We start from the raw sequence: 17725 nt of genomic DNA, 5'->3' as shown, positions 1-17725 counted from the left end.
ATTTAGATCTTCACAAACTTACGCAATATCCAAAAGTAGATTGGGTAGGGCAAGATGCGTAAGAACTTTAAAAAGCCTGAAAAGCGTTTAGGGAAGTGAATATCAAATTCTCCGCGCGCAATTCCATCTAGGATCTCATTAGCAGCGGTCTGAGCAGAGATCAGGGCCGGCATTTCAAAGTCATTTTGTGCGGTTGCTTCTGTCTCTACAAAGCCCGGAGAAATCATATGAACCCCGATACCCTTGGGCTGCAGATCATAAAACAAGGTTTCGCAGAAGTTAATCATGGCTGCCTTTGTGGGCCCGTAAGCCAAGGCCTTGGGTAAACCACTATAGCCTGCAACACTGCCGACAATGGCAATATGACCGCTACCGCGGGCAAGCATGGCCGGCAATACAGCCCCAACAGCACGCATCGGACCCAAGAGATTCGAATCGACAGTTTTCTCAGCATCGGCCATATTGAAAGTATCGGCTCGCATCGGAATATAAATTCCGGAGACAAAAAGCAGTAAATCAATGCCGCCCCATTCTTTCTCTATCTTTTGATAGGCTCCTTGGATATCCGCCTCGCGCATGACATCAACGGGCAGAATTAGATAATCATCCTTAGCATGATTCTGCACAATTGCCTCAAGGCGTTCGACGCGACGACTAGATAGTGCAACACGAGCACCTTTTTGAAAAAGAGCCTTAACGCAAGCCTCACCGATGCCACTCGATGCCCCAATCACCCATACGCGTTGTTGCTGATAGTTAGTAATCGCTGGTTGCTTCATTGCTTGACCTATTTCGGTTGGTGGCTTAGCGTGAATTGAACGACATCAATATTTTGCTCTTTGAAGCCGGCTGCACAGTACATCAGATAAAAGTTCCATAACCGAATGAAGGGTTCATCAAACCCAAGCTCTCGGATTTCAGGCAGTTTTTGATTAAAGTGCTCATACCAAATACAAAGGGTTTTGGCATAGTCATGCCCAAAGGCGAATTCACATTCGATCTGGAGCCCCGCTTGTTGTGCATAGTGTTTAAATGCTTCTCGGGATGGCAACATCCCACCCGGGAAAATATATTGCTGAATAAAGTCTGTACTTTTACGATAGCGGTCAAATAGGTTTTCAGCAATCACAATCGTTTGAATACATGCTTTGCCATTTTGCTTCAGGCAGCGAGCAATCGTTTCAAAATACATTGACCAATATTGTTCGCCAACCGCCTCAAACATTTCAATGGAGGCGATTCCATCAAATTGATCCTTGCAATCCCGATAGTCTTGAAGTCGTACTTCATGACGATTAGGCCATTGTCGATTGACGCGGTCCATTGCAAATGACTGCTGTTCAGTTGAGAGGGTGAGTCCTGTAACCCGGTGACCAGCAAGGGCTGCTTCTTCCATAAATCCACCCCACCCACAACCGATTTCCAGAATCTTGCTATTGGGTTGAAGTGCTAGAGAATTTAGGATATTGCGATATTTTGCCCGTTGCGCAAGCTCCAAACTGGCATTCGAGTCAGCCCCAAACCAAGCGCTCGAATAGGTCATGCTGGGATCAAGCCACAGGCGATAAAAGGCATTGCCTAGATCGTAGTGCGCATGAATATTCTTTTTGCTGCCCGCCTTATTGTTTCGGTTCAGAAAATGCCGAAATCGATACACTAGGGACCCAAACCAATTGCCGTAGATAGCACGCTCGAGAACATTTCGGTTCTTAACGGCAAGATCGAGTAACTTCTCAAGATTGGGGCTGTCCCAATCCCCGCGGATATACCCTTCAGCAAAGCCAATATCACCATGCCGCAAGATATCTTGGAATGCAGACCAGCGATGGAAGTGAATCTCAGCATGTAAGGAGTCGGTGCGATTGCCAAATTCACGCTGTTCACCATTTGGAAAAGTCATCACCAGATGACCGATCGATAACTGCTTTAAGAGGCGCTCAATGGTCCGAGCAGCAAGACTAAGTTTTCCATCTGCCGGGATTTTTTCAGTGCGCGATGCCGATAATTTATGAAGTAGGGTTTGTCCGGGACGAATCATGAACTCACTTCAATTCTGGGAGGTGTTGGTTTTGAATGAAATGGTACCCCTTTTAACCAAAGTTTGAGAGCTTGCCAATGAATGCGCGCAATCACGCCAAAGGTCATCATTGGGTAGCGCAACTTCGCGCGGCTTAGAGCAGAGCGTGATAGGGGAAAATCTTGACCGCTAATGCTGGTGTAGATCAGTGGCTGATGATCGGTATAAAGCTCAATGCGACATACCGAATCCATTTTGCGTTGGCTGTCTTTGGAAAAAAGAAACCGAAACTGATACTCACCAGAAACATCACAAAATGGCGATACATGGAAAATTTTATGACTAATCAGTGTTTCGCCTGAAAAAATCTCACCGCCATCTTTTTTGTGAAGCAGGTAACAATGCCGCTCACCAAAAGTGTTATTCACTTCAGCTAATATCGCTCGTACGGCTTGATATGCATCCGTGTAGATCCAAAAGCTGACAGGATTAAAAACGTAACCCAACACTCTTGGAAATGTTTGTAGCCAAATTTCACCATCAGGAATTGAAATACCCTCTTGCTCAAAAAGAGACTCTGCCCAGGCCAAAGAATTTTCCGTACCGTGACCATGATCGCGATCGTAAAACGAGTAAAAGGCCCATTGGTTATCGCCCATGCCATATTGCTTGAGAAGCTCGGGGTTGCGATTGCGCTCTCGCATCGGGATCTTTAATGTAAAGACTCCATAACTAAAGCGATTGACTACCGGTCTTAAGCGGCTATGCTTGACTTGACCAAAATTAATCAGTGGATGCGCCATCGCTTGCAATACCAATCTTTATATTAGTTAGCCGATTGCAATGGCGGGCGCTTAAGCGGAGCATGGAGCGAGGCAACAAGGTCAGCTGCGACTAATTCTCCCGAGCGAAGACCGTCCTCATGAAAACCATATCCAGTCCACGCGCCACAGAACCAAATTCCCGCCTTACCTTGAATTAATGAAAGGTTCTTTTGTGCCGAAATCGCTTTGGCATCAAAAATAGGATGTGAATAGGCAATTTCTTTAAAAACAAATTCAGGTTTTGGTTCAACCAGAGGGTTAAGGCTCACAATAATGGGTTCTTGACCCAATGCGGCTGGTAGGGGCTGTAGCTTATTGATGAGATAGTCCACACTGACCGATTGGATCTGATTTTTGGCGTAAGTGGTTTTATAGTTCCAGGCCGCCCAGCAGCGCTTGGTCTTCGGCAAAAGGCTGGCATCGCGGTGCAACACTGCACGATTTGCTTGATAGGGGATGGCCGCCAAAAGAGAGCGATCAAACTCGTCAATCCCATGGAGTAGTTTTAGGCTCTCATCACTATGGCAAGCCATGATGACCTCGTCAAAATAATGAATTCCCTGAGAGCTAATCAATTCAATGCGTTTATCTGGGCTTTGTGCGTCTGGCACATTCACTTTTTTGACCGACTCGCGAATTAACTTGAATCGCTCTGGATGCATAGCGTTGATTAGCCTTGCCACATACTCTTTCGATCCGCCCTTCACTGTTAGCCATTGGGGACGATTGTTGACCTGTAAGAGTCCATGGTTATGACAAAACCGCACCATCGTTTCGATCGGAAATTCGAGCATTTGTTGGGTGGGGCACGACCAGATCGCACCAATCATTGGTAAAAAATACCACTCCCGAAACGATTGACTAAAGCCATGTTCATCCAGAAATGATGCGATTGATTGCAACTGATTTGGATCTGTGCTGTGCCCAGCGCTAACTTGCTTTGTTGCTAGCGCAGTTGCTAAGCGATTAAAACGTACGATATCAGCAACCATTCTCCAAAACGCTGGGCGAAGTAGATTCTTTCGTTGCCCAAATAAAGTACTCACGTTATCGCCCGACCATTCGAGGGAGCGATCAATGGAAACCGAAAAGGTCATTTCCGATAGGGCAATTGGAACCTGCAGCTCCTCGAATAAACGTGTTAGGCGGGGATAGGTTTTTCGGTTAAAGACTAAAAACCCAGTATCCACGGCGCACTTGATCGCACCATTACGACTTGGAACTTCGATATCAACCGTGTTACTGTGTCCACCAATATGAGATGCCTCCTCAAACAGCGTGACATGAACCCCTGCATTTTTTTGTAATGCATATGCGCAACCAAGGCCAGAAATACCAGCTCCAACAATTGCAATTTTTTTGGGGTAGGGATGAGAGGGAGCGTTCACGAGGCCTTAGACTTTAATAGTTTTTCAATTTCAGAAGTAATCGATTTGCTATCGGGTTTCGTTAAGCTATTAAAGGAATCCACAATATTACCGTCGCGATCAATCAGGTATTTGTAAAAATTCCACTTCGGCGTGGTGCCCGTTTTGGCAATCAACATCTTGAAGAGGGGATTCGCTTCTTTGCCACTAACAGAGCTTTTAGCAAACATCGGAAATTTTACATCGTAAGTATTTTTACAAAACTCAGCGATTTCTTTATTCGACCCCGGCTCCTGTTGCCCAAAATCATTTGATGGGAAGCCCAGAATTACAAAGCCACGATCTTTATAACGGGCATAAATTTTCTCAAGTGACTCATATTGGCTGGTAAAACCACAAAAACTAGCCGTATTCACGACCATGATGACCTTACCTTGGTATTGGCAAAGACTTTGAGGAATTTCATCCTGCAGCCTTGGAAAGGTATGTGACAGAGCGGGGCTGCACTTATTCGCCGATGGGTTGGCGTGGGCATCATTTGGACTTAGCATGGTCGTTGCACCAAATAGGGAAATCATGATTAACCATTTCATCAAGAATCCTCACTTTTAATCTAGAAACCTTGAAGTCTACCGTCTTCCGCCTTCTTTTGTGTTTTGGGGAAAATTACCCCTTTAATTCAGGATCGGGCAGGGTTTTGGGTTGGAATCATCTAGAATTTGGCTTATGACAGAGCCAATCTTGAAGCCCCCTGCTTTTGAAGCAAAACTATGTGCCACTAGTGGGGATTTAGAGCAAAAGCTAAAGTCCTTGGCTCGTCCTATGGTTTTTACAAACGGCGTATTCGATCTTTTGCACCGGGGACATGTCAGTTACTTAGCGCAAGCCCGCCAGCTTGGCGGTAGTTTGGTCGTGGGCGTTAATTCAGATGCATCGGTGCGAATGTTGGGAAAAGGTTCTGATCGCCCGATTAATGGTCAAGAAGATCGAATGGCCCTCTTAGCGGCATTAGAAAGCGTTGATTTGGTGGTTTTATTTTCAGAGCAGACCCCTGTCGAGTTGATTCGTAAGATCCGTCCAGACATTTACGTCAAAGGCGGAGACTATGCAATTGAGACTTTAGAGGAGACGAAGGTTGTAAACGCATGGGGTGGAAAAGCATACGCGATCCCCTTTATTCATGAGCGCTCTACTACAAACCTACTTGGTAAGATTCGTTCTTAGTTCCTTGCGACTTGGGTATTGAGCCAAGCCCAGAGTCCTCGAAGTACCAAACCCGGCATTTTTTCTGCGGGGATTTGATTTTGAATCAGCCCATCAAATAAGGTATTCGCATGACCACCATCAATCCATATACGGGTAACGGCTTGATGCCGCTGTTTAGCAAAATTGATTGCCTGTGTAATGGCTCCCAAATGGGCTAGCCGCGATCCCTCGTCAATCGCGCTTGCAGTATCTAATCCAATGCCACTCGATGCTTGATCAAGACTCGCTACATTGAGACCGGCGGTATGTTGCAATAGGCCTTTACGCATTAGTCCCAGACCTGGCAGAATCCAGCCGCCATAATGCATTCCATTACCACCCAAAAAATCAATGGTTGTTGCGGTACCGGCACTAATCACTAAGGTGTTGTCATTGGATAGCTCTCGTGCAGCAATTAATGCAGCCCAGCGATCGGCACCCAGGGTGTGGGTGTTTTGGTATTGCGTCCGCAGAGATGGATATGATGAGTTTCCGAGTAGACGAAACTGGGGACAGTGTTGCCAGGGCTGAAGTAGCTCATTGATCTGTTGGACTGCAGATTCTGTCGCCACACTGCAAAGACCAATCGCACTTGGGGTTGGGATGGTATTGAGAATGTAGTGAGCCAGCTCATCACGGTGCTCTTTTGAGCCTAGTAACTTAGTATCAATCGCACCGGAGTGATCCCATAATTTTTTATCGCGCTCGATGGGATTGCGTTTGCTATTCACACTTGCCCACTTTAAGCGCGAGTTACCAATATCAATCAGTAAGAATGAGCTCATAGATGCTTTCTTAAAGAGACATCTCCGGCATAGATCGCCGTTAATTCGCTATTACCGGGCACTTGCAGTAAAAGTGCGCCCTCTTCATTAATGCCATGGGCAATGCCTGTTTGCTTAACTACGCCTGACTCCGAAATACTCACTGGTTGATCGCGATAGGCATCCCAAAAATCCCATTGCGAACGAAAAGGCGCAAATCCTTTTTTGGCAAAGAGTTCAAGATAGTCGCCCAGAGCGTTGAGAATGGCGAGCCAAACCAAATCAGCCTCTATTGGCATGTGCTTGTGATTGAGTTCTGAGAGAGCGCTAATCGGCAGTTGCGCAGCGTTCTCTAAGGATTTGGAATGGCTTAAGTTCATGCCAATCCCAATGATCATCCAAATTCGCTCATTTAGATTGGAGCCCGACAGTTTTCCACCCTCAATTAGAATCCCACCTAATTTGCGTTCCTTGATCAAAAGGTCATTGGGCCACTTTAGTGAAAGACCGTGCTGACGCAGACTCATTTCATCAAGTCCAAGACTCTTGGAGATCCCCTGGATCACCGCGAGTCCGCAAACAAGACTTAGCCCACGCAGCGATTGTTGTGTTTGATCAAAGGGATAAGCGAGCGAAAACGATAAAGAAGCATTTGGCTCTGTAAACCAATGTCGCCCAGATCGCCCTTTACCCTTGGTTTGGTTTTTGGCCAAACGGGAGATGGGGTCGATGAGCGCCCCAGAGCGCCATCGCGCCATGAGATCGTCGTTGGTTGATTCAGTTTGAGCAACGCGCTCAAGAATGCAATTCCAGTTCATTTGTCTATTGTAGAAAGGTCTCGATAGAATGGGTACTTATGTCAGGCAAAGCCAAAAAAGACCTTACTCAAGAACCTACTGATACGCCAAGAGTGCCTCAGCGTATCCATTGGCCTTTGCAGGCAATGCCGCTGGCTCGGGCAATCGCCATCATTTATGTCTTGCTCATTGGCTATGGATGTTTAAACCCTTTTAATGTGGATTGGAAGTTTGGTTTGGATCCATTTGCGTGGTGGTCGGGCCCCCTGCCTAAATACATTACCTTATTTGATGTGACGATCAATGTCTTGGGATATATTCCCTTGGGCTTTATTTTGGTGTTCGCTCTTTATCCTCGCTGGCAAGGATTTCGAGCAATTACCATTGCCTTAGTATTCAGCGCCCTTCTATCGGGTGCGATCGAGAGTGCACAAAGTTGGTTACCCACCCGAGTACCGACACAAATTGATTGGATCGCTAATTTAATGGGTGCCTTAATTGGTGCACTATTAGCTCAACCTTTAGGCCCACATTGGTTATCTGGAACCGCACTGCGTAAGCGCTTTGATTACTGGTTTGGTACACGTTGGTTAAGTGTTGCCCTATTCATTTTGTTTCCGTTCGCACAAATTTATCCCCAAAGTGCATGGTTAGGCATGGGCTTTTTAGGTCTGGGTATCAATCCGGTTGCAAGCTGGGGTTTGGATGGAATGCACCACACGATTTATGAGGCTTTAGTAACCGGTCTTAGTTGGTTTGGCGTTTGCCTATTCTTTTCTTTAGCACTTCGCAACAATATTCCTAAACTACCAATCCTTGCAGGATTATTAGCGATTACGATCACGATCAAATCCTTATTTACCTCTCTACAGTTTGGTTCGGACTTTGGCTTTGTGTGGTTAAGTGCGGGTGCAATTTGGGGGATGGTGCTCAGTAGTCTTCTGACTAGTATTTTTATGCGCTGTTCAACTAGCATTCGGCTCATTGCCTGTATCAGCGCTTTAGTTGCTCTTATGATTTTAGTGAACTATTTCCCAGATAATCCCTACTTCACCATTAGCTTGCCTCGATGGAATCACAGCCGTTTAGCCCATCTCAACGATTTAATGCAATGGCTGTCTTGGCTGTGGCTGCCAGTGGCATTCATTTGGCTGATTCATTACGCCCGACGCGCAAATCAGTGAGTTCGGCTAGAAGCCTCATCCATCGATATAATTTCTAGGATGAGCTATCAATACCACCTATTCTTTTGTTTAAACGAGCGGAGCAATGGCGATGATTGCTGTGCTCGGCACAATGCCCAAGCCTTGTTTGATTTCACTAAAAAACGAGTCAAAGAATTGGGACTCAACGGTGCAGGCAAGGTACGTGTGAATAAAGCAGGTTGTTTAGATCATTGTGCGAACGGCCCTGTTATGGTGGTTTATCCCCAGGGTGTGTGGTACTCCATGATCGATACCGAAGATGTAGAAGAAATTATCGACTCTCATTTGATGCAAGGTAAGCCTGTCGAACGTTTAATGATTTAACTAAGCGATTAGGCATTGCATGAACAGTCGGACTCAAATCATTACGATCCCAGGCCCAGTTGGCCAGATTCAGCTCTCGATTGATTTGCCAGAGAGCCTCAAACATAATCCCCACACTGAGTTGCGAGGATTGGCCTTGATTGCTCACCCCCATCCCTTACTCGGTGGCACCATGGATAACAAGGTAGTGCAGACCTTAGCAAGAACGTTTAATCAGTTGGATTATGTATGCGTGAGACCAAATTTTCGGGGGGTTGGTTTATCAGAAGGCGTCCATGATGAGGGGCGTGGTGAGCTTGACGACCTGATTTGCATTAGTGATTGGATGCGCACGCCAGGAGCTTGGACGCAAAGCCTGCCAAATGCTAATGAGCAGTTTTGGATTACCCAAGTCAATCAATTGCCATTGGTGCTAGCCGGTTTCTCCTTTGGTAGTTATGTGGGCACCCATTTGGTTCAAAAACTAGCTGAGCTTGGACGACCGGTAGAGCGCTTTGTCATGGTGGGTAGCGCAGCAGGCAAGTGGGAGCTGGCCGAACGTGTTCCCACCGATACGATTGTGATTCATGGGGAAAATGATGAGACCATTCCGTTGAGTGCGGTATTTGATTGGACTCGTCCTCAAGAATTAACTGTGCATGTGGTACCAGGAGCCGATCATTTTTTTCATCGCAAGTTGCACTGCATACGCAATATTATTTTGTCTAACTGGTTGGGCTTTCCGAGAACATCATCATGAACACCAATACTCCTGCAGAGTCCCTGATACAGTACCCATGTGATTTTCCAATCAAGGTAATGGGTAAAGCTGCTCCCGAGTTTTTGCCAGCCGTGATTCATATTGCCAAGCAATTTGATCCCAATTTTCAGGAGACAAGCATTGAAGAGCGGCCATCGCGTGATGGTAATTATCTGGGCCTAACCATTACAGTGCATGTAACCAGTCGTGAGCAGCTCGATGAAATCTATCGAACACTATCCACCCATCCCTTGGTGAGCGTCGTACTCTAGTGAGTTGCTATGCAGGCTAGCCCAGTACAAATTCGGTTCTTGGGCATGGTGGGATACCAAGAAGCTTTTGAATCCATGCAACGGTTTACACAAGAGCGCTCTGCGACGACGATTGATGAAGTGTGGGTCTTGCAACATCCTCCGGTCTTTACCTTGGGCTTGGCTGGAGAGCCAAGTAATTTACATACTCCGATTGATTCTATTCCTCTTATTGAAGTTGATCGTGGCGGTGAGATTACCTATCACGGGCCAGGCCAAATCGTGATTTATTTATTACTTGATCTTAAGCGTAAGAAGCTCTATGTCAAAGAGCTGGTTTCGCGCATTGAGGAAGCGCTTATCCAGACCCTAATTGATTGCAAGGTAATTACTGAGCGTAAGTCCGGTGCTCCTGGCATTTATCTTAGTGAGCAGCCTCAGGTATCACCGTCCCTTTGGGGTGCCAAGATTGCAGCCCTGGGGCTTAAAATTACCAAACAATGTAGTTACCACGGTCTAGCACTGAATATTGATATGGACTTATCACCCTTTGAGGCAATCCACCCTTGTGGCTATGAGGGCTTAAAAACGATTGATCTCAAGTCGCTTGGAATCAGCGAGAATATCGATACCGTTGCAGGAAATTTACTGAATCACCTACAACAGCAGTTGCAACTGGAACCTGTTTGATGAGCGATCTAAAAAAAGAATACGATCCCCTGCAAAAACAAAAATCGGCAGACAAGACTGCGCGGATTCCAATTAAGATCGTGCCTCTAGCCGAGACCTTAAAAAAGCCGGACTGGATTCGGGTGAAGGCCGCATCGAGTAGTTCGCGCTTTAATGAGATTAAACAGATTTTGCGTGAGAACCAGTTGGTCACTGTATGTGAAGAGGCAAGCTGTCCTAATATTGGTGAGTGTTTTGGTAAAGGCACGGCCACCTTTATGATCATGGGCGATAAATGTACGCGACGCTGCCCGTTCTGCGATGTGGGGCATGGCAGACCTGACCCCTTGGATACGCAAGAACCGATTAATCTCGCGAAGACAATAGCTGCACTCAAACTTTCCTACGTGGTGATTACAAGTGTTGATCGTGATGATCTGCGTGATGGCGGCGCACAGCATTTTGTCGATTGCATCCGACGAACCAAAGAGCTTTCACCGTTAACTCGTGTTGAGGTTTTGGTGCCTGATTTTCGGGGGCGACTTGAGAAGGCTCTCGATATATTTGCTAGCGATCCACAAGGCTTGCCTGATGTCATGAACCATAACCTGGAAACCGTACCGCGCCTATATAAGCAAGCGAGACCAGGGTCAGACTATGCACATTCATTAAAGCTATTGAAAGACTTCAAAGCACGCTTTCCACAGATACCGACTAAGAGTGGTTTGATGGTTGGATTGGGCGAAACCGATGAGGAGATCTTGGAGGTCATGCAGGATATGCGCGCGCATGATATTGATATGCTCACCATTGGTCAGTACCTTGCCCCCTCAAATCACCACTTACCGGTATTCCGGTATGTACACCCAGATACATTTAAAGAGTTTGAGCAAAAAGCGTATGCGATGGGTTTTAGCCATGCAGCGGTTGGTGCGATGGTGCGCTCAAGTTATCACGCTGATCAACAAGCCCATGAGGCTGGCGTTGTATAGGCCAATACGCATATTTGGGCTAGCTACCCTTTGTACTCTCATCGTAGGGTGTAGCCCTCAATTTGATTGGCGTACCATTAAAAACGATGCTCAGGGCTATTCGGTGATGTTTCCGAGTAAGCCCCAACTAATTGAGCGCGACATTACCTATCAAACAACGTCTCTAAAGCAAACTCTGGAGTTCGCCAAAGTCGATGAGGATGTATTTGCGGTAATGACCACACAAATCCCAGCCACGATTGCGACTCAGGTCACACAGGTTGAGCAGATGTTAAAAGATACCCTGCTACGACAGGCAAACACAACCCAATTTAATCTGGTCAAAGATGCCACCAGCCGAATTGGCCCAGCGGGTCAAGCTAAACAAGTCACGCAAGACTATTATTTAAGCCTTCCTGAGAGTAAAAAGGTGATGCGGGTACGGTGGTTAATTAGACCGGCTGCCAATGATTCTGTGAATCTTTATCAAATCAGCGTCATTCGGACGGGGCAGTCCAGTCAATTAGAGTCTCTCCTTAATCAAGAGAACATCACTATATTTTTTGATGAGTTTCGACCAAACTAAGTACTAAATGAGTCGGGCGCATTATTCCCATTGGTATGGCAGACCCAATGATCATCTAAGGCTACCCTTAGAGGGTGGCTTTGCATTGCGGATTTTCTTATGCTTTGCTATGGCCTACTTTATGTCGTATGCATTTCGTACGATCAATGTGGTGATCGCTCCAGATCTTGTGCGCGATCTTCAAATTAGCAATGCCGATTTAGGACTCTTGTCCTCAGCTTATTTTGTTGGATTTGGAATGACACAAATTCCCCTGGGTTTGGCGCTTGATCGCTTTGGCCCACGGATTACTGAAGTCTGGGTGATGACCCTCGCTGTGATTGGCGCCATTATTTTTGCCTTGGCTGAGAACTTCAACACATTAGTGATTGCACGGGTCTTAATTGGAATGGGGGTGTCCGCCTGTCTAATGGCTGCATTCTCAGGATTTAGGGCTTGGTACGCACCCTCTCAACAAGGACAATTAGCTTCAGCCATGTTGGTATTTGGTACCAGCGGTGCCCTAGCAAGCACATGGCCTGTACATTTGGTCACACCCTATATCGGTTGGCGCGGGGTCTTTTTAGTCCTAGCTGGCTTGTCATTTCTGGCAATTCTGATTCTGTACTTTGGTTTGCCGGTACGAAAACAAAATCAGCAAAATCAGCAACATCAGCACACAAATCACGAAGTACCCAGCGCACAAGCGAATTTATCGTGGCAAAGTTATCAGCCAATTTTGACCAATCCATTTTTCTGGCGGATCCTGCCACTGGGCACATTTTGTTATGGCGGATTTATTGCGATACAAACCTTATGGTTTGGCCCATGGCTCATTGAGGTGATGGAGTATCGCCCAAGCACTGCCGCACAAATCGTATTTGGATTTAACACCGTACTCCTCTTTGCCTATCTCTTTAATGCTTGGATCTTGCCAAAATTAGCCAAGCGCGGAGTTGATACGATGCGCTACATGACCTGGATGGTTGGCGCATCGATGATCATGCAGGCCTGCGCGTATTTTTGGCAAACGCCCTTGGTATGGATCTGGTGGTATCTATTTGCGATTACCTGCGCTTCGTTTGTGTTGGCGCAGAGCATCATTGTTTTGTACTTCCCGAAACACTATTCGGGAAGAGTCAGCACCACCTATAACCTAACACTTTTTATTGGCGCCTTTATTGTGCAATGGGGTATTGGCCATTTGTTAGATTTAGGCATTGCCTTGGGCTGGAACAAAACGAGTGCTTATGATTTGGCGCTAGCGGTATTTCTAGTGGTGCAGATTGCTGGCTTTATTTGGTTCTTGATTGCACCCAAATATTTTCCAGCCACTTTCTTTCGAGATGATGAAGCTGAAGATGAGGTCGTAAAGATCTAAATCATTACGACTTGTTTTCGAGGGCCGCTACTTTTGCTTCAAGCACCTCTAATTTCTCACGGGTCTTAGCCAAGACCTTCGACTGAATATCAAACTCTTCGCGTGTAACCAAATCCATGCGCTGAAAACCCTGGGTCATCATGGCCCGAACATTTTTTTCAATGTCTTTAGCGGGCGAGTTACGGATTACCTCACCGATCTTGTTTTGCATATCGACCGCAATGGTCTGCATTTGCTCGAATAGTTGACTAGGTTTTTGCATAAAAGAATTGTAGGGCGAAGCCAAAGACCTTGCATGCCCAAAGGTGGTGCACAAAATGACTCCAAATGATGCATTTATTTGGTGCAAAAGCCCACAAAAACCCCAGATATTCACCAAAATAAGCACCAATTAAGTCAAATCCAAAGCCAAAAAATTAAATAAATACTTGATTTAAAACAATATTTAATAACCTGGCACGCTTATTGCATGACTAAATGTGTAGTGCATTTTTTCATTCAACCAGAAGGGAGTATTTATGAACACTTTTAAGAAAACCACACTCGCTTTAGCGATCTCAGCATTGGCAGGTGGCGCCATGGCGCAATCTGCACCAGCTGAAGAGAAGAGCCCAATCTCTGCAAACGTAACAATTACTAACGACTACAAGTATCGAGGAATTAGTCAAACCAATGGCCAACCTGCTATTCAAGGAGGATTTGATTATGCCCATGAGAGTGGCTTCTATATTGGAAACTGGAACTCAACCATCAGCTGGATTAATAATCAAGTGCCAACAGTTACAGCACCTGTCGAAATGGATTTTTATGCCGGATTTAAAAAAGAGCTGATTGCCCCAGGATTTGCCTCTGATTTTGGTGTGCTTCAGTATTACTACCCAAACAAAGGAACTTTTACATTTATTAATAATCCAAATACAACCGAGCTGTACGCAGCCCAGAACTTTACATTTGGGCCCGTAAGTGGATTTGTTAAATTTTCTTATGCTGTTACATCATTATTTGGAATTCCAAATAGTAGTGGATCATTTTATCCCGACTTAACTGTAAACTATGACACGGGAATATGGGGATTAACAGCCAATGGTCATATTGGTTACCAATATATTGCTGGACAGCCAAATACAACTATCCCAGGATATCCTCAAACTCTAAATAATTTAAGTTACACAGACTGGAAATTGGGTGTAACTAAAGATTTTGGAGGCGGCTTGTCACTCTCAGCTTCCTATATAAGCACAAATGCGAATAGAGAATGGTTTACTGCTGGCGCTGGTACAAATGCACCAACAAACTGGGCTGGTCGTGGAAGCGCCGTTGTTGCCCTCACCAAAACCTTCTAATTCCCCTCACTATCTAGGAGATATGCATGAAAATGATTACCGCAATCATCAAGCCTTTCAAGCTTGACGAGGTGCGTGAGGCTCTCTCAGAAGTTGGGGTTTCAGGCATCACCGTTTCAGAGGTGAAAGGCTTTGGTCGACAAAAGGGTCACACCGAGTTGTATCGCGGCGCTGAGTATGTAGTTGATTTTTTACCCAAGGTTCGCATTGAAGCTGCGGTAGAAGACGGCATTCTTGATCGCGCCATAGAGGCGATTGAGAAATCAGCACGCACGGGCAAGATTGGTGATGGCAAGATTTTTGTCTCTTCAATCGAACATGTCGTTCGTATTCGTACCGGTGAAACCGGTACCTCAGCACTATAAGGGGTTAAACATGTTGAATTGGATAAAAAAAGTCCTAACGAGTGGCGCAGTGGCACTAGCCATTGGCGTCACTGGTGTAGTGGCAACGTCTGCTGCTTTGGCTGCTCCTGAGCCAATCGCTGCCGCCGCTGCTACTGCTGCAGCCGCTGCTCCAGAGGTAAAAGCGACTGTTGAAAAAGCAGATATTGCTTGGATGATGTTAAGTACCATCTTGGTCATCATGATGGTTGTTCCAGGCTTGGCCTTGTTTTATGGTGGCTTGGTCCGCAGTAAAAACATGCTCTCGGTCTTGATGCAGGTCATGACAGTGTTTTCATTGATTGCTATCTTGTGGGTGATCTATGGATACTCCTTGGCATTTGGTGGCGAAGGGCTATTTATTGGTGACTTTAGTAAGCTCTTTTTATCGGGCGTTACGATCGAGTCCTTATCGGATACTTTTACCGACACCTCTAAGATCCCTGAATTAATTTTTATTGCTTTTCAGGCAACCTTTGCCGGCATTACTGCCTGTCTGATTGTTGGCTCGTTTGCTGAGAGAATGAAATTTGCAGCAGTGCTTTTGTTCTGTGCAATCTGGTTCACCTTCGCCTACCTCCCAATCGCTCACATGGTTTGGGGCCCAGGAGGCTATCTGCTTGGTAAGGGCGATCTCGACTTTGCTGGCGGCACCGTAGTTCATATCAATGCAGGGATTGCAGGTTTAATTGGTGCCTACATGATTGGCAAGCGGATTGGTTACGGTAAAGATGCAATGACGCCGCATAGCCTGACCCTGACCATGGTTGGTGCATCACTTCTCTGGGTGGGCTGGTTTGGATTTAATGCGGGCTCAAACTTGGAAGCAAATGCAACCGCAACCTTGCCATTCATTAACACCTTGCTTGCGCCTGCTGCTGCAGTCTTGGCTTGGAATATCGCTGAGACTATGTTTAGAGGTAAGGCCTCGATGTTAGGTGCAGCATCTGGTGCGATTGCAGGATTGGTTGGTATTACTCCAGCTTGCGGCACAGTCGGTCCAATGGGCGCAATTGTGATTGGACTTGTTTGCGGATTCGTTTGTTTCTGGGGTGTGAGTGGTTTGAAGAAAATGCTCGGTGCGGATGATTCCTTAGACGTGTTCGGCGTTCACGGTGTAGGTGGCATCATTGGTGCGATCCTAACCGGAGTGTTCACGGCCCCAAGTCTGGGTGGAACAGGCGATGCGGATTTCTCAATCGCTAGTCAAGTATTGATCCAGGCTGAAGGTGTCGGTATCACTATTATCTGGAGCGCAATTATTTCTGTGATTGCATACAAGATTGTTGATATCGTGATTGGTTTACGTGTAAACGAAGATCAAGAGCGTGAAGGTCTCGATCTTGTCTCGCACGGTGAGACCGCTTATTCAAAATAAGCATTCTGATGTAATGGGTTTGGTGGTTTTTAGTGATTCCAGCAAACCTAGACATCAAATAGTAGTTGGTAGTGTGGCATAGCAATAGTGATTTGTTATTTTTTACCCCTCACTAGGCGGCACTGGTTGGTTGCCTAGTTTTTAAGCGCGGAATCGCAAGATTCCGCGTCTTTCTTTCAAAAAACTTACAATGCGGATATGGTCCCGCATCTTATTACCGCCTTAAGTGGCCCTCTCTTAGAGCTCGAGTCGAAAGTACTCGAAGCAACCCCAACGATTGAGCGCTGGTTTCGCTTGGAGTGGCAGGAGCATACTCCACCGTTTTATTGCTCGGTCGACCTGCGAAATTCTGGATTTAAGCTCTCTCCAGTTGATACCAATTTATTTCCGGGTGGGTTTAATAATCTATCTCCCGAAATGTTGCCTTTGGCCGTTCAGGCTGCGATGGCAGCGATTGAGAAAATCTGCCCAGAGGCCAAAAATTTATTGTTGATCCCTGAGCGGCATACTCGTAATACCTTCTATCTACAGAATATTGCTTGCTTATCATCGATTCTGCGCCAAGCGGGATTAAATGTTCGTTTGGGTACCCTATCGGACGATATTAAAAAACCAACCACCATCGAGTTGCCAGAGGGTGGCAAATTAGTTTTAGAGCCACTAACGCGCCTAGGTTTACGCAAGACCCGTTTGGGACTCAAAGATTTTGATCCTTGCTCTATTTTGCTTAACAATGATTTATCCGCGGGCATTCCGCCAATCCTCGAGAATGTGTACGAACAGTACTTGCTCCCAGGGCTGCATGCCGGCTGGCCGATTCGTCGAAAGTCCAATCACTTTCAGGCGTATGAAGAGTTAGCCAAGAAATTTGCCAAATTAATCAATATTGATCCGTGGATGATTAATCCCTATTACGCTCGTTGCACTGGGATGGATTTTCATGAGCAAAAGGGTGAAGAGCAATTACTCGCAGCCGTTGATCAAGTTCTTAAAAAGACCGCTAAGAAATACCGTGAGTACGGCATTAAAGATAAGCCCTATGTGGTTGTTAAGCCCGACGCTGGAACCTATGGAATGGGCGTGATGATTGCGCACGACCCCAATGATTTAAAGAACTTAAATCGCCGTGATCGCAATAAGATGAGCATCGTTAAAGAGGGTCTTGCGGTCAGTGACGTGATTGTTCAAGAAGGTGTTTATACCTTTGAGAAGGTTAATGAGGCCGTGGCCGAACCTGTGGTTTATATGATCGATCGTTATGTTATTGGGGGTTTTTATCGGGTTCATACCGACCGTGGACCCGATGAGAATTTAAATGCACCTGGCATGCATTTTGTGCCGCTCGCGTTTGAGCAAAACGCCATGCCCGATATGAAAGCAAAGCCAGGTAGCGCAGCACCAAACCGATTCTACTTATACGGCGTTGTAGCGCGTTTGGCTCTGCTGGCTGCATCGCTTGAGCTTGAGCGCACCGATCCGGATGCCGAGGCCGCTTAAGTCTG

The 17725-nt window shown here is 46.1% G+C and carries 21 protein-coding genes; 13 read left to right on the top strand and 8 right to left on the bottom strand.

Annotated features, from left to right (window positions below):
• Positions 1 to 2 precede the first annotated feature (2 nt).
• Genes QUE62_RS08685 through QUE62_RS08665 form a run of 5 tightly spaced genes read right to left on the bottom strand, consistent with a single transcriptional unit; the run spans position 3 to position 4801 of the window.
• Positions 3 to 779 carry an SDR family NAD(P)-dependent oxidoreductase gene (locus QUE62_RS08685; protein ID WP_286223639.1) on the bottom strand — a complete coding sequence of 259 codons (777 nt, stop codon included), beginning with the start codon at positions 777 to 779 and terminating at the stop codon, positions 3 to 5.
• Between the two features lie 8 nt (positions 780 to 787).
• A complete protein-coding gene (locus QUE62_RS08680) occupies positions 788 to 2038 on the bottom strand; it encodes an SAM-dependent methyltransferase (RefSeq protein WP_286261560.1) in 1251 nt (416 codons plus the stop codon).
• Positions 2035 to 2820 carry a DUF1365 domain-containing protein gene (locus QUE62_RS08675; protein ID WP_286261558.1) on the bottom strand — a complete coding sequence of 262 codons (786 nt, stop codon included), beginning with the start codon at positions 2818 to 2820 and terminating at the stop codon, positions 2035 to 2037. Before QUE62_RS08675 ends, QUE62_RS08680 begins: the two co-directional genes overlap by 4 nt.
• A gap of 23 nt (positions 2821 to 2843) precedes the next feature.
• Entirely contained in the window at positions 2844 to 4229 is a 1386-nt protein-coding gene (locus QUE62_RS08670; protein WP_286225346.1) for an NAD(P)/FAD-dependent oxidoreductase, read from the bottom strand.
• Entirely contained in the window at positions 4226 to 4801 is a 576-nt protein-coding gene (locus tag QUE62_RS08665) for a glutathione peroxidase (RefSeq protein WP_458574686.1), read from the bottom strand. Before QUE62_RS08665 ends, QUE62_RS08670 begins: the two co-directional genes overlap by 4 nt.
• Before the next feature lie 133 nt (positions 4802 to 4934).
• Between QUE62_RS08665 and rfaE2 the strand changes: the two genes are divergently transcribed.
• Entirely contained in the window at positions 4935 to 5432 is a 498-nt protein-coding gene (gene rfaE2, locus QUE62_RS08660; RefSeq protein WP_286223635.1) for a D-glycero-beta-D-manno-heptose 1-phosphate adenylyltransferase, read from the top strand.
• Here the strand turns inward: rfaE2 and QUE62_RS08655 are convergent.
• Both QUE62_RS08655 and QUE62_RS08650 read right to left on the bottom strand, forming a co-directional pair.
• A complete protein-coding gene (locus QUE62_RS08655; protein WP_286261555.1) occupies positions 5429 to 6238 on the bottom strand; it encodes a type III pantothenate kinase in 810 nt (269 codons plus the stop codon). The two genes, rfaE2 and QUE62_RS08655, sit on opposite strands and share 4 nt — an antisense overlap.
• Positions 6235 to 7035, bottom strand: a complete 801-nt coding sequence (locus QUE62_RS08650; protein WP_286261553.1) for a biotin--[acetyl-CoA-carboxylase] ligase — start codon at positions 7033 to 7035, stop codon at positions 6235 to 6237. Before QUE62_RS08650 ends, QUE62_RS08655 begins: the two co-directional genes overlap by 4 nt.
• Before the next feature lie 38 nt (positions 7036 to 7073).
• On the opposite strand from QUE62_RS08650, the gene QUE62_RS08645 reads away from it, so the two are divergent.
• From QUE62_RS08645 to QUE62_RS08610, 8 genes are all read left to right on the top strand, one after another.
• A complete protein-coding gene (locus QUE62_RS08645; RefSeq protein ID WP_286261551.1) occupies positions 7074 to 8198 on the top strand; it encodes a VanZ family protein in 1125 nt (374 codons plus the stop codon).
• 39 nt (positions 8199 to 8237) lie between these two features.
• Positions 8238 to 8543 carry a (2Fe-2S) ferredoxin domain-containing protein gene (locus tag QUE62_RS08640; RefSeq protein ID WP_108509177.1) on the top strand — a complete coding sequence of 102 codons (306 nt, stop codon included), beginning with the start codon at positions 8238 to 8240 and terminating at the stop codon, positions 8541 to 8543.
• 19 nt (positions 8544 to 8562) lie between these two features.
• A complete protein-coding gene (locus QUE62_RS08635; RefSeq protein ID WP_286261549.1) occupies positions 8563 to 9282 on the top strand; it encodes an alpha/beta hydrolase in 720 nt (239 codons plus the stop codon).
• Positions 9279 to 9554 (top strand): HP0495 family protein, encoded by a 276-nt coding sequence (locus QUE62_RS08630; RefSeq protein ID WP_108509175.1) that lies wholly within the window; start codon positions 9279 to 9281, stop codon positions 9552 to 9554. The genes QUE62_RS08635 and QUE62_RS08630 overlap by 4 nt, the downstream gene beginning before the upstream one ends.
• Before the next feature lie 9 nt (positions 9555 to 9563).
• Positions 9564 to 10223, top strand: coding sequence for a lipoyl(octanoyl) transferase LipB (gene lipB / locus QUE62_RS08625; protein WP_286226758.1), 660 nt, complete (start codon positions 9564 to 9566; stop codon positions 10221 to 10223).
• Entirely contained in the window at positions 10223 to 11194 is a 972-nt protein-coding gene (gene lipA, locus QUE62_RS08620) for a lipoyl synthase (protein WP_286261546.1), read from the top strand. The genes lipB and lipA overlap by 1 nt, the downstream gene beginning before the upstream one ends.
• A gap of 106 nt (positions 11195 to 11300) precedes the next feature.
• Positions 11301 to 11759 carry a hypothetical protein gene (locus tag QUE62_RS08615; protein ID WP_286261544.1) on the top strand — a complete coding sequence of 153 codons (459 nt, stop codon included), beginning with the start codon at positions 11301 to 11303 and terminating at the stop codon, positions 11757 to 11759.
• 7 nt (positions 11760 to 11766) lie between these two features.
• Positions 11767 to 13119 carry an MFS transporter gene (locus tag QUE62_RS08610; protein ID WP_286261542.1) on the top strand — a complete coding sequence of 451 codons (1353 nt, stop codon included), beginning with the start codon at positions 11767 to 11769 and terminating at the stop codon, positions 13117 to 13119.
• A 4-nt stretch (positions 13120 to 13123) separates the two neighbouring features.
• On the opposite strand, the gene QUE62_RS08605 is transcribed toward QUE62_RS08610, so the two are convergent.
• Positions 13124 to 13381, bottom strand: coding sequence for an accessory factor UbiK family protein (locus QUE62_RS08605; RefSeq protein ID WP_286226755.1), 258 nt, complete (start codon positions 13379 to 13381; stop codon positions 13124 to 13126).
• A gap of 256 nt (positions 13382 to 13637) precedes the next feature.
• Here QUE62_RS08605 and QUE62_RS08600 point away from each other — a divergent pair, with 256 nt between their 5' ends.
• From QUE62_RS08600 to gshA, 4 genes are all read left to right on the top strand, one after another.
• The gene (locus tag QUE62_RS08600; RefSeq protein WP_286225333.1) at positions 13638 to 14462 is read left to right on the top strand and encodes a TorF family putative porin; all 825 of its coding nucleotides are present in this window, start codon (positions 13638 to 13640) and stop codon (positions 14460 to 14462) included.
• Positions 14463 to 14488: 26 nt separating this feature from the next.
• Positions 14489 to 14827, top strand: coding sequence for a P-II family nitrogen regulator (locus tag QUE62_RS08595; protein ID WP_108509169.1), 339 nt, complete (start codon positions 14489 to 14491; stop codon positions 14825 to 14827).
• Positions 14828 to 14837: 10 nt separating this feature from the next.
• A complete protein-coding gene (locus tag QUE62_RS08590; protein WP_286225330.1) occupies positions 14838 to 16223 on the top strand; it encodes an ammonium transporter in 1386 nt (461 codons plus the stop codon).
• Between the two features lie 198 nt (positions 16224 to 16421).
• A complete protein-coding gene (gene gshA / locus QUE62_RS08585; RefSeq protein ID WP_286223622.1) occupies positions 16422 to 17720 on the top strand; it encodes a glutamate--cysteine ligase in 1299 nt (432 codons plus the stop codon).
• The last annotated feature ends 5 nt before the right edge of the window (positions 17721 to 17725 follow it).

It is taken from the genome of Polynucleobacter sp. HIN9, from assembly GCF_030297635.1.
Lineage (GTDB): Bacteria > Pseudomonadota > Gammaproteobacteria > Burkholderiales > Burkholderiaceae > Polynucleobacter.
This window is presented reverse-complemented; position numbering and strand designations above follow the sequence as displayed.

Excerpts from the sequence above, each read along its gene's own strand:
- QUE62_RS08685 (WP_286223639.1), bottom strand. The coding sequence starts at position 779 with ATGAAGCAACCAGCGATTACTAACTATCAGCAACAACGCGTATGGGTG.
- lipB (WP_286226758.1), top strand. The coding sequence starts at position 9,564 with ATGCAGGCTAGCCCAGTACAAATTCGGTTCTTGGGCATGGTGGGATAC.
- QUE62_RS08665 (WP_458574686.1), bottom strand. The coding sequence starts at position 4,801 with ATGAAATGGTTAATCATGATTTCCCTATTTGGTGCAACGACCATGCTA.
- QUE62_RS08600 (WP_286225333.1), top strand. The coding sequence starts at position 13,638 with ATGAACACTTTTAAGAAAACCACACTCGCTTTAGCGATCTCAGCATTG.
- QUE62_RS08590 (WP_286225330.1), top strand. The coding sequence starts at position 14,838 with ATGTTGAATTGGATAAAAAAAGTCCTAACGAGTGGCGCAGTGGCACTA.
- QUE62_RS08655 (WP_286261555.1), bottom strand. The coding sequence starts at position 6,238 with ATGAGCTCATTCTTACTGATTGATATTGGTAACTCGCGCTTAAAGTGG.
- QUE62_RS08675 (WP_286261558.1), bottom strand. The coding sequence starts at position 2,820 with ATGGCGCATCCACTGATTAATTTTGGTCAAGTCAAGCATAGCCGCTTA.
- QUE62_RS08630 (WP_108509175.1), top strand. The coding sequence starts at position 9,279 with ATGAACACCAATACTCCTGCAGAGTCCCTGATACAGTACCCATGTGAT.
- QUE62_RS08650 (WP_286261553.1), bottom strand. The coding sequence starts at position 7,035 with ATGAACTGGAATTGCATTCTTGAGCGCGTTGCTCAAACTGAATCAACC.
- QUE62_RS08610 (WP_286261542.1), top strand. The coding sequence starts at position 11,767 with ATGAGTCGGGCGCATTATTCCCATTGGTATGGCAGACCCAATGATCAT.
- QUE62_RS08635 (WP_286261549.1), top strand. The coding sequence starts at position 8,563 with ATGAACAGTCGGACTCAAATCATTACGATCCCAGGCCCAGTTGGCCAG.
- lipA (WP_286261546.1), top strand. The coding sequence starts at position 10,223 with ATGAGCGATCTAAAAAAAGAATACGATCCCCTGCAAAAACAAAAATCG.
- QUE62_RS08645 (WP_286261551.1), top strand. The coding sequence starts at position 7,074 with ATGTCAGGCAAAGCCAAAAAAGACCTTACTCAAGAACCTACTGATACG.
- QUE62_RS08680 (WP_286261560.1), bottom strand. The coding sequence starts at position 2,038 with ATGATTCGTCCCGGACAAACCCTACTTCATAAATTATCGGCATCGCGC.
- QUE62_RS08605 (WP_286226755.1), bottom strand. The coding sequence starts at position 13,381 with ATGCAAAAACCTAGTCAACTATTCGAGCAAATGCAGACCATTGCGGTC.
- QUE62_RS08595 (WP_108509169.1), top strand. The coding sequence starts at position 14,489 with ATGAAAATGATTACCGCAATCATCAAGCCTTTCAAGCTTGACGAGGTG.
- QUE62_RS08640 (WP_108509177.1), top strand. The coding sequence starts at position 8,238 with ATGAGCTATCAATACCACCTATTCTTTTGTTTAAACGAGCGGAGCAAT.
- gshA (WP_286223622.1), top strand. The coding sequence starts at position 16,422 with ATGGTCCCGCATCTTATTACCGCCTTAAGTGGCCCTCTCTTAGAGCTC.
- rfaE2 (WP_286223635.1), top strand. The coding sequence starts at position 4,935 with ATGACAGAGCCAATCTTGAAGCCCCCTGCTTTTGAAGCAAAACTATGT.
- QUE62_RS08615 (WP_286261544.1), top strand. The coding sequence starts at position 11,301 with ATGTTTCCGAGTAAGCCCCAACTAATTGAGCGCGACATTACCTATCAA.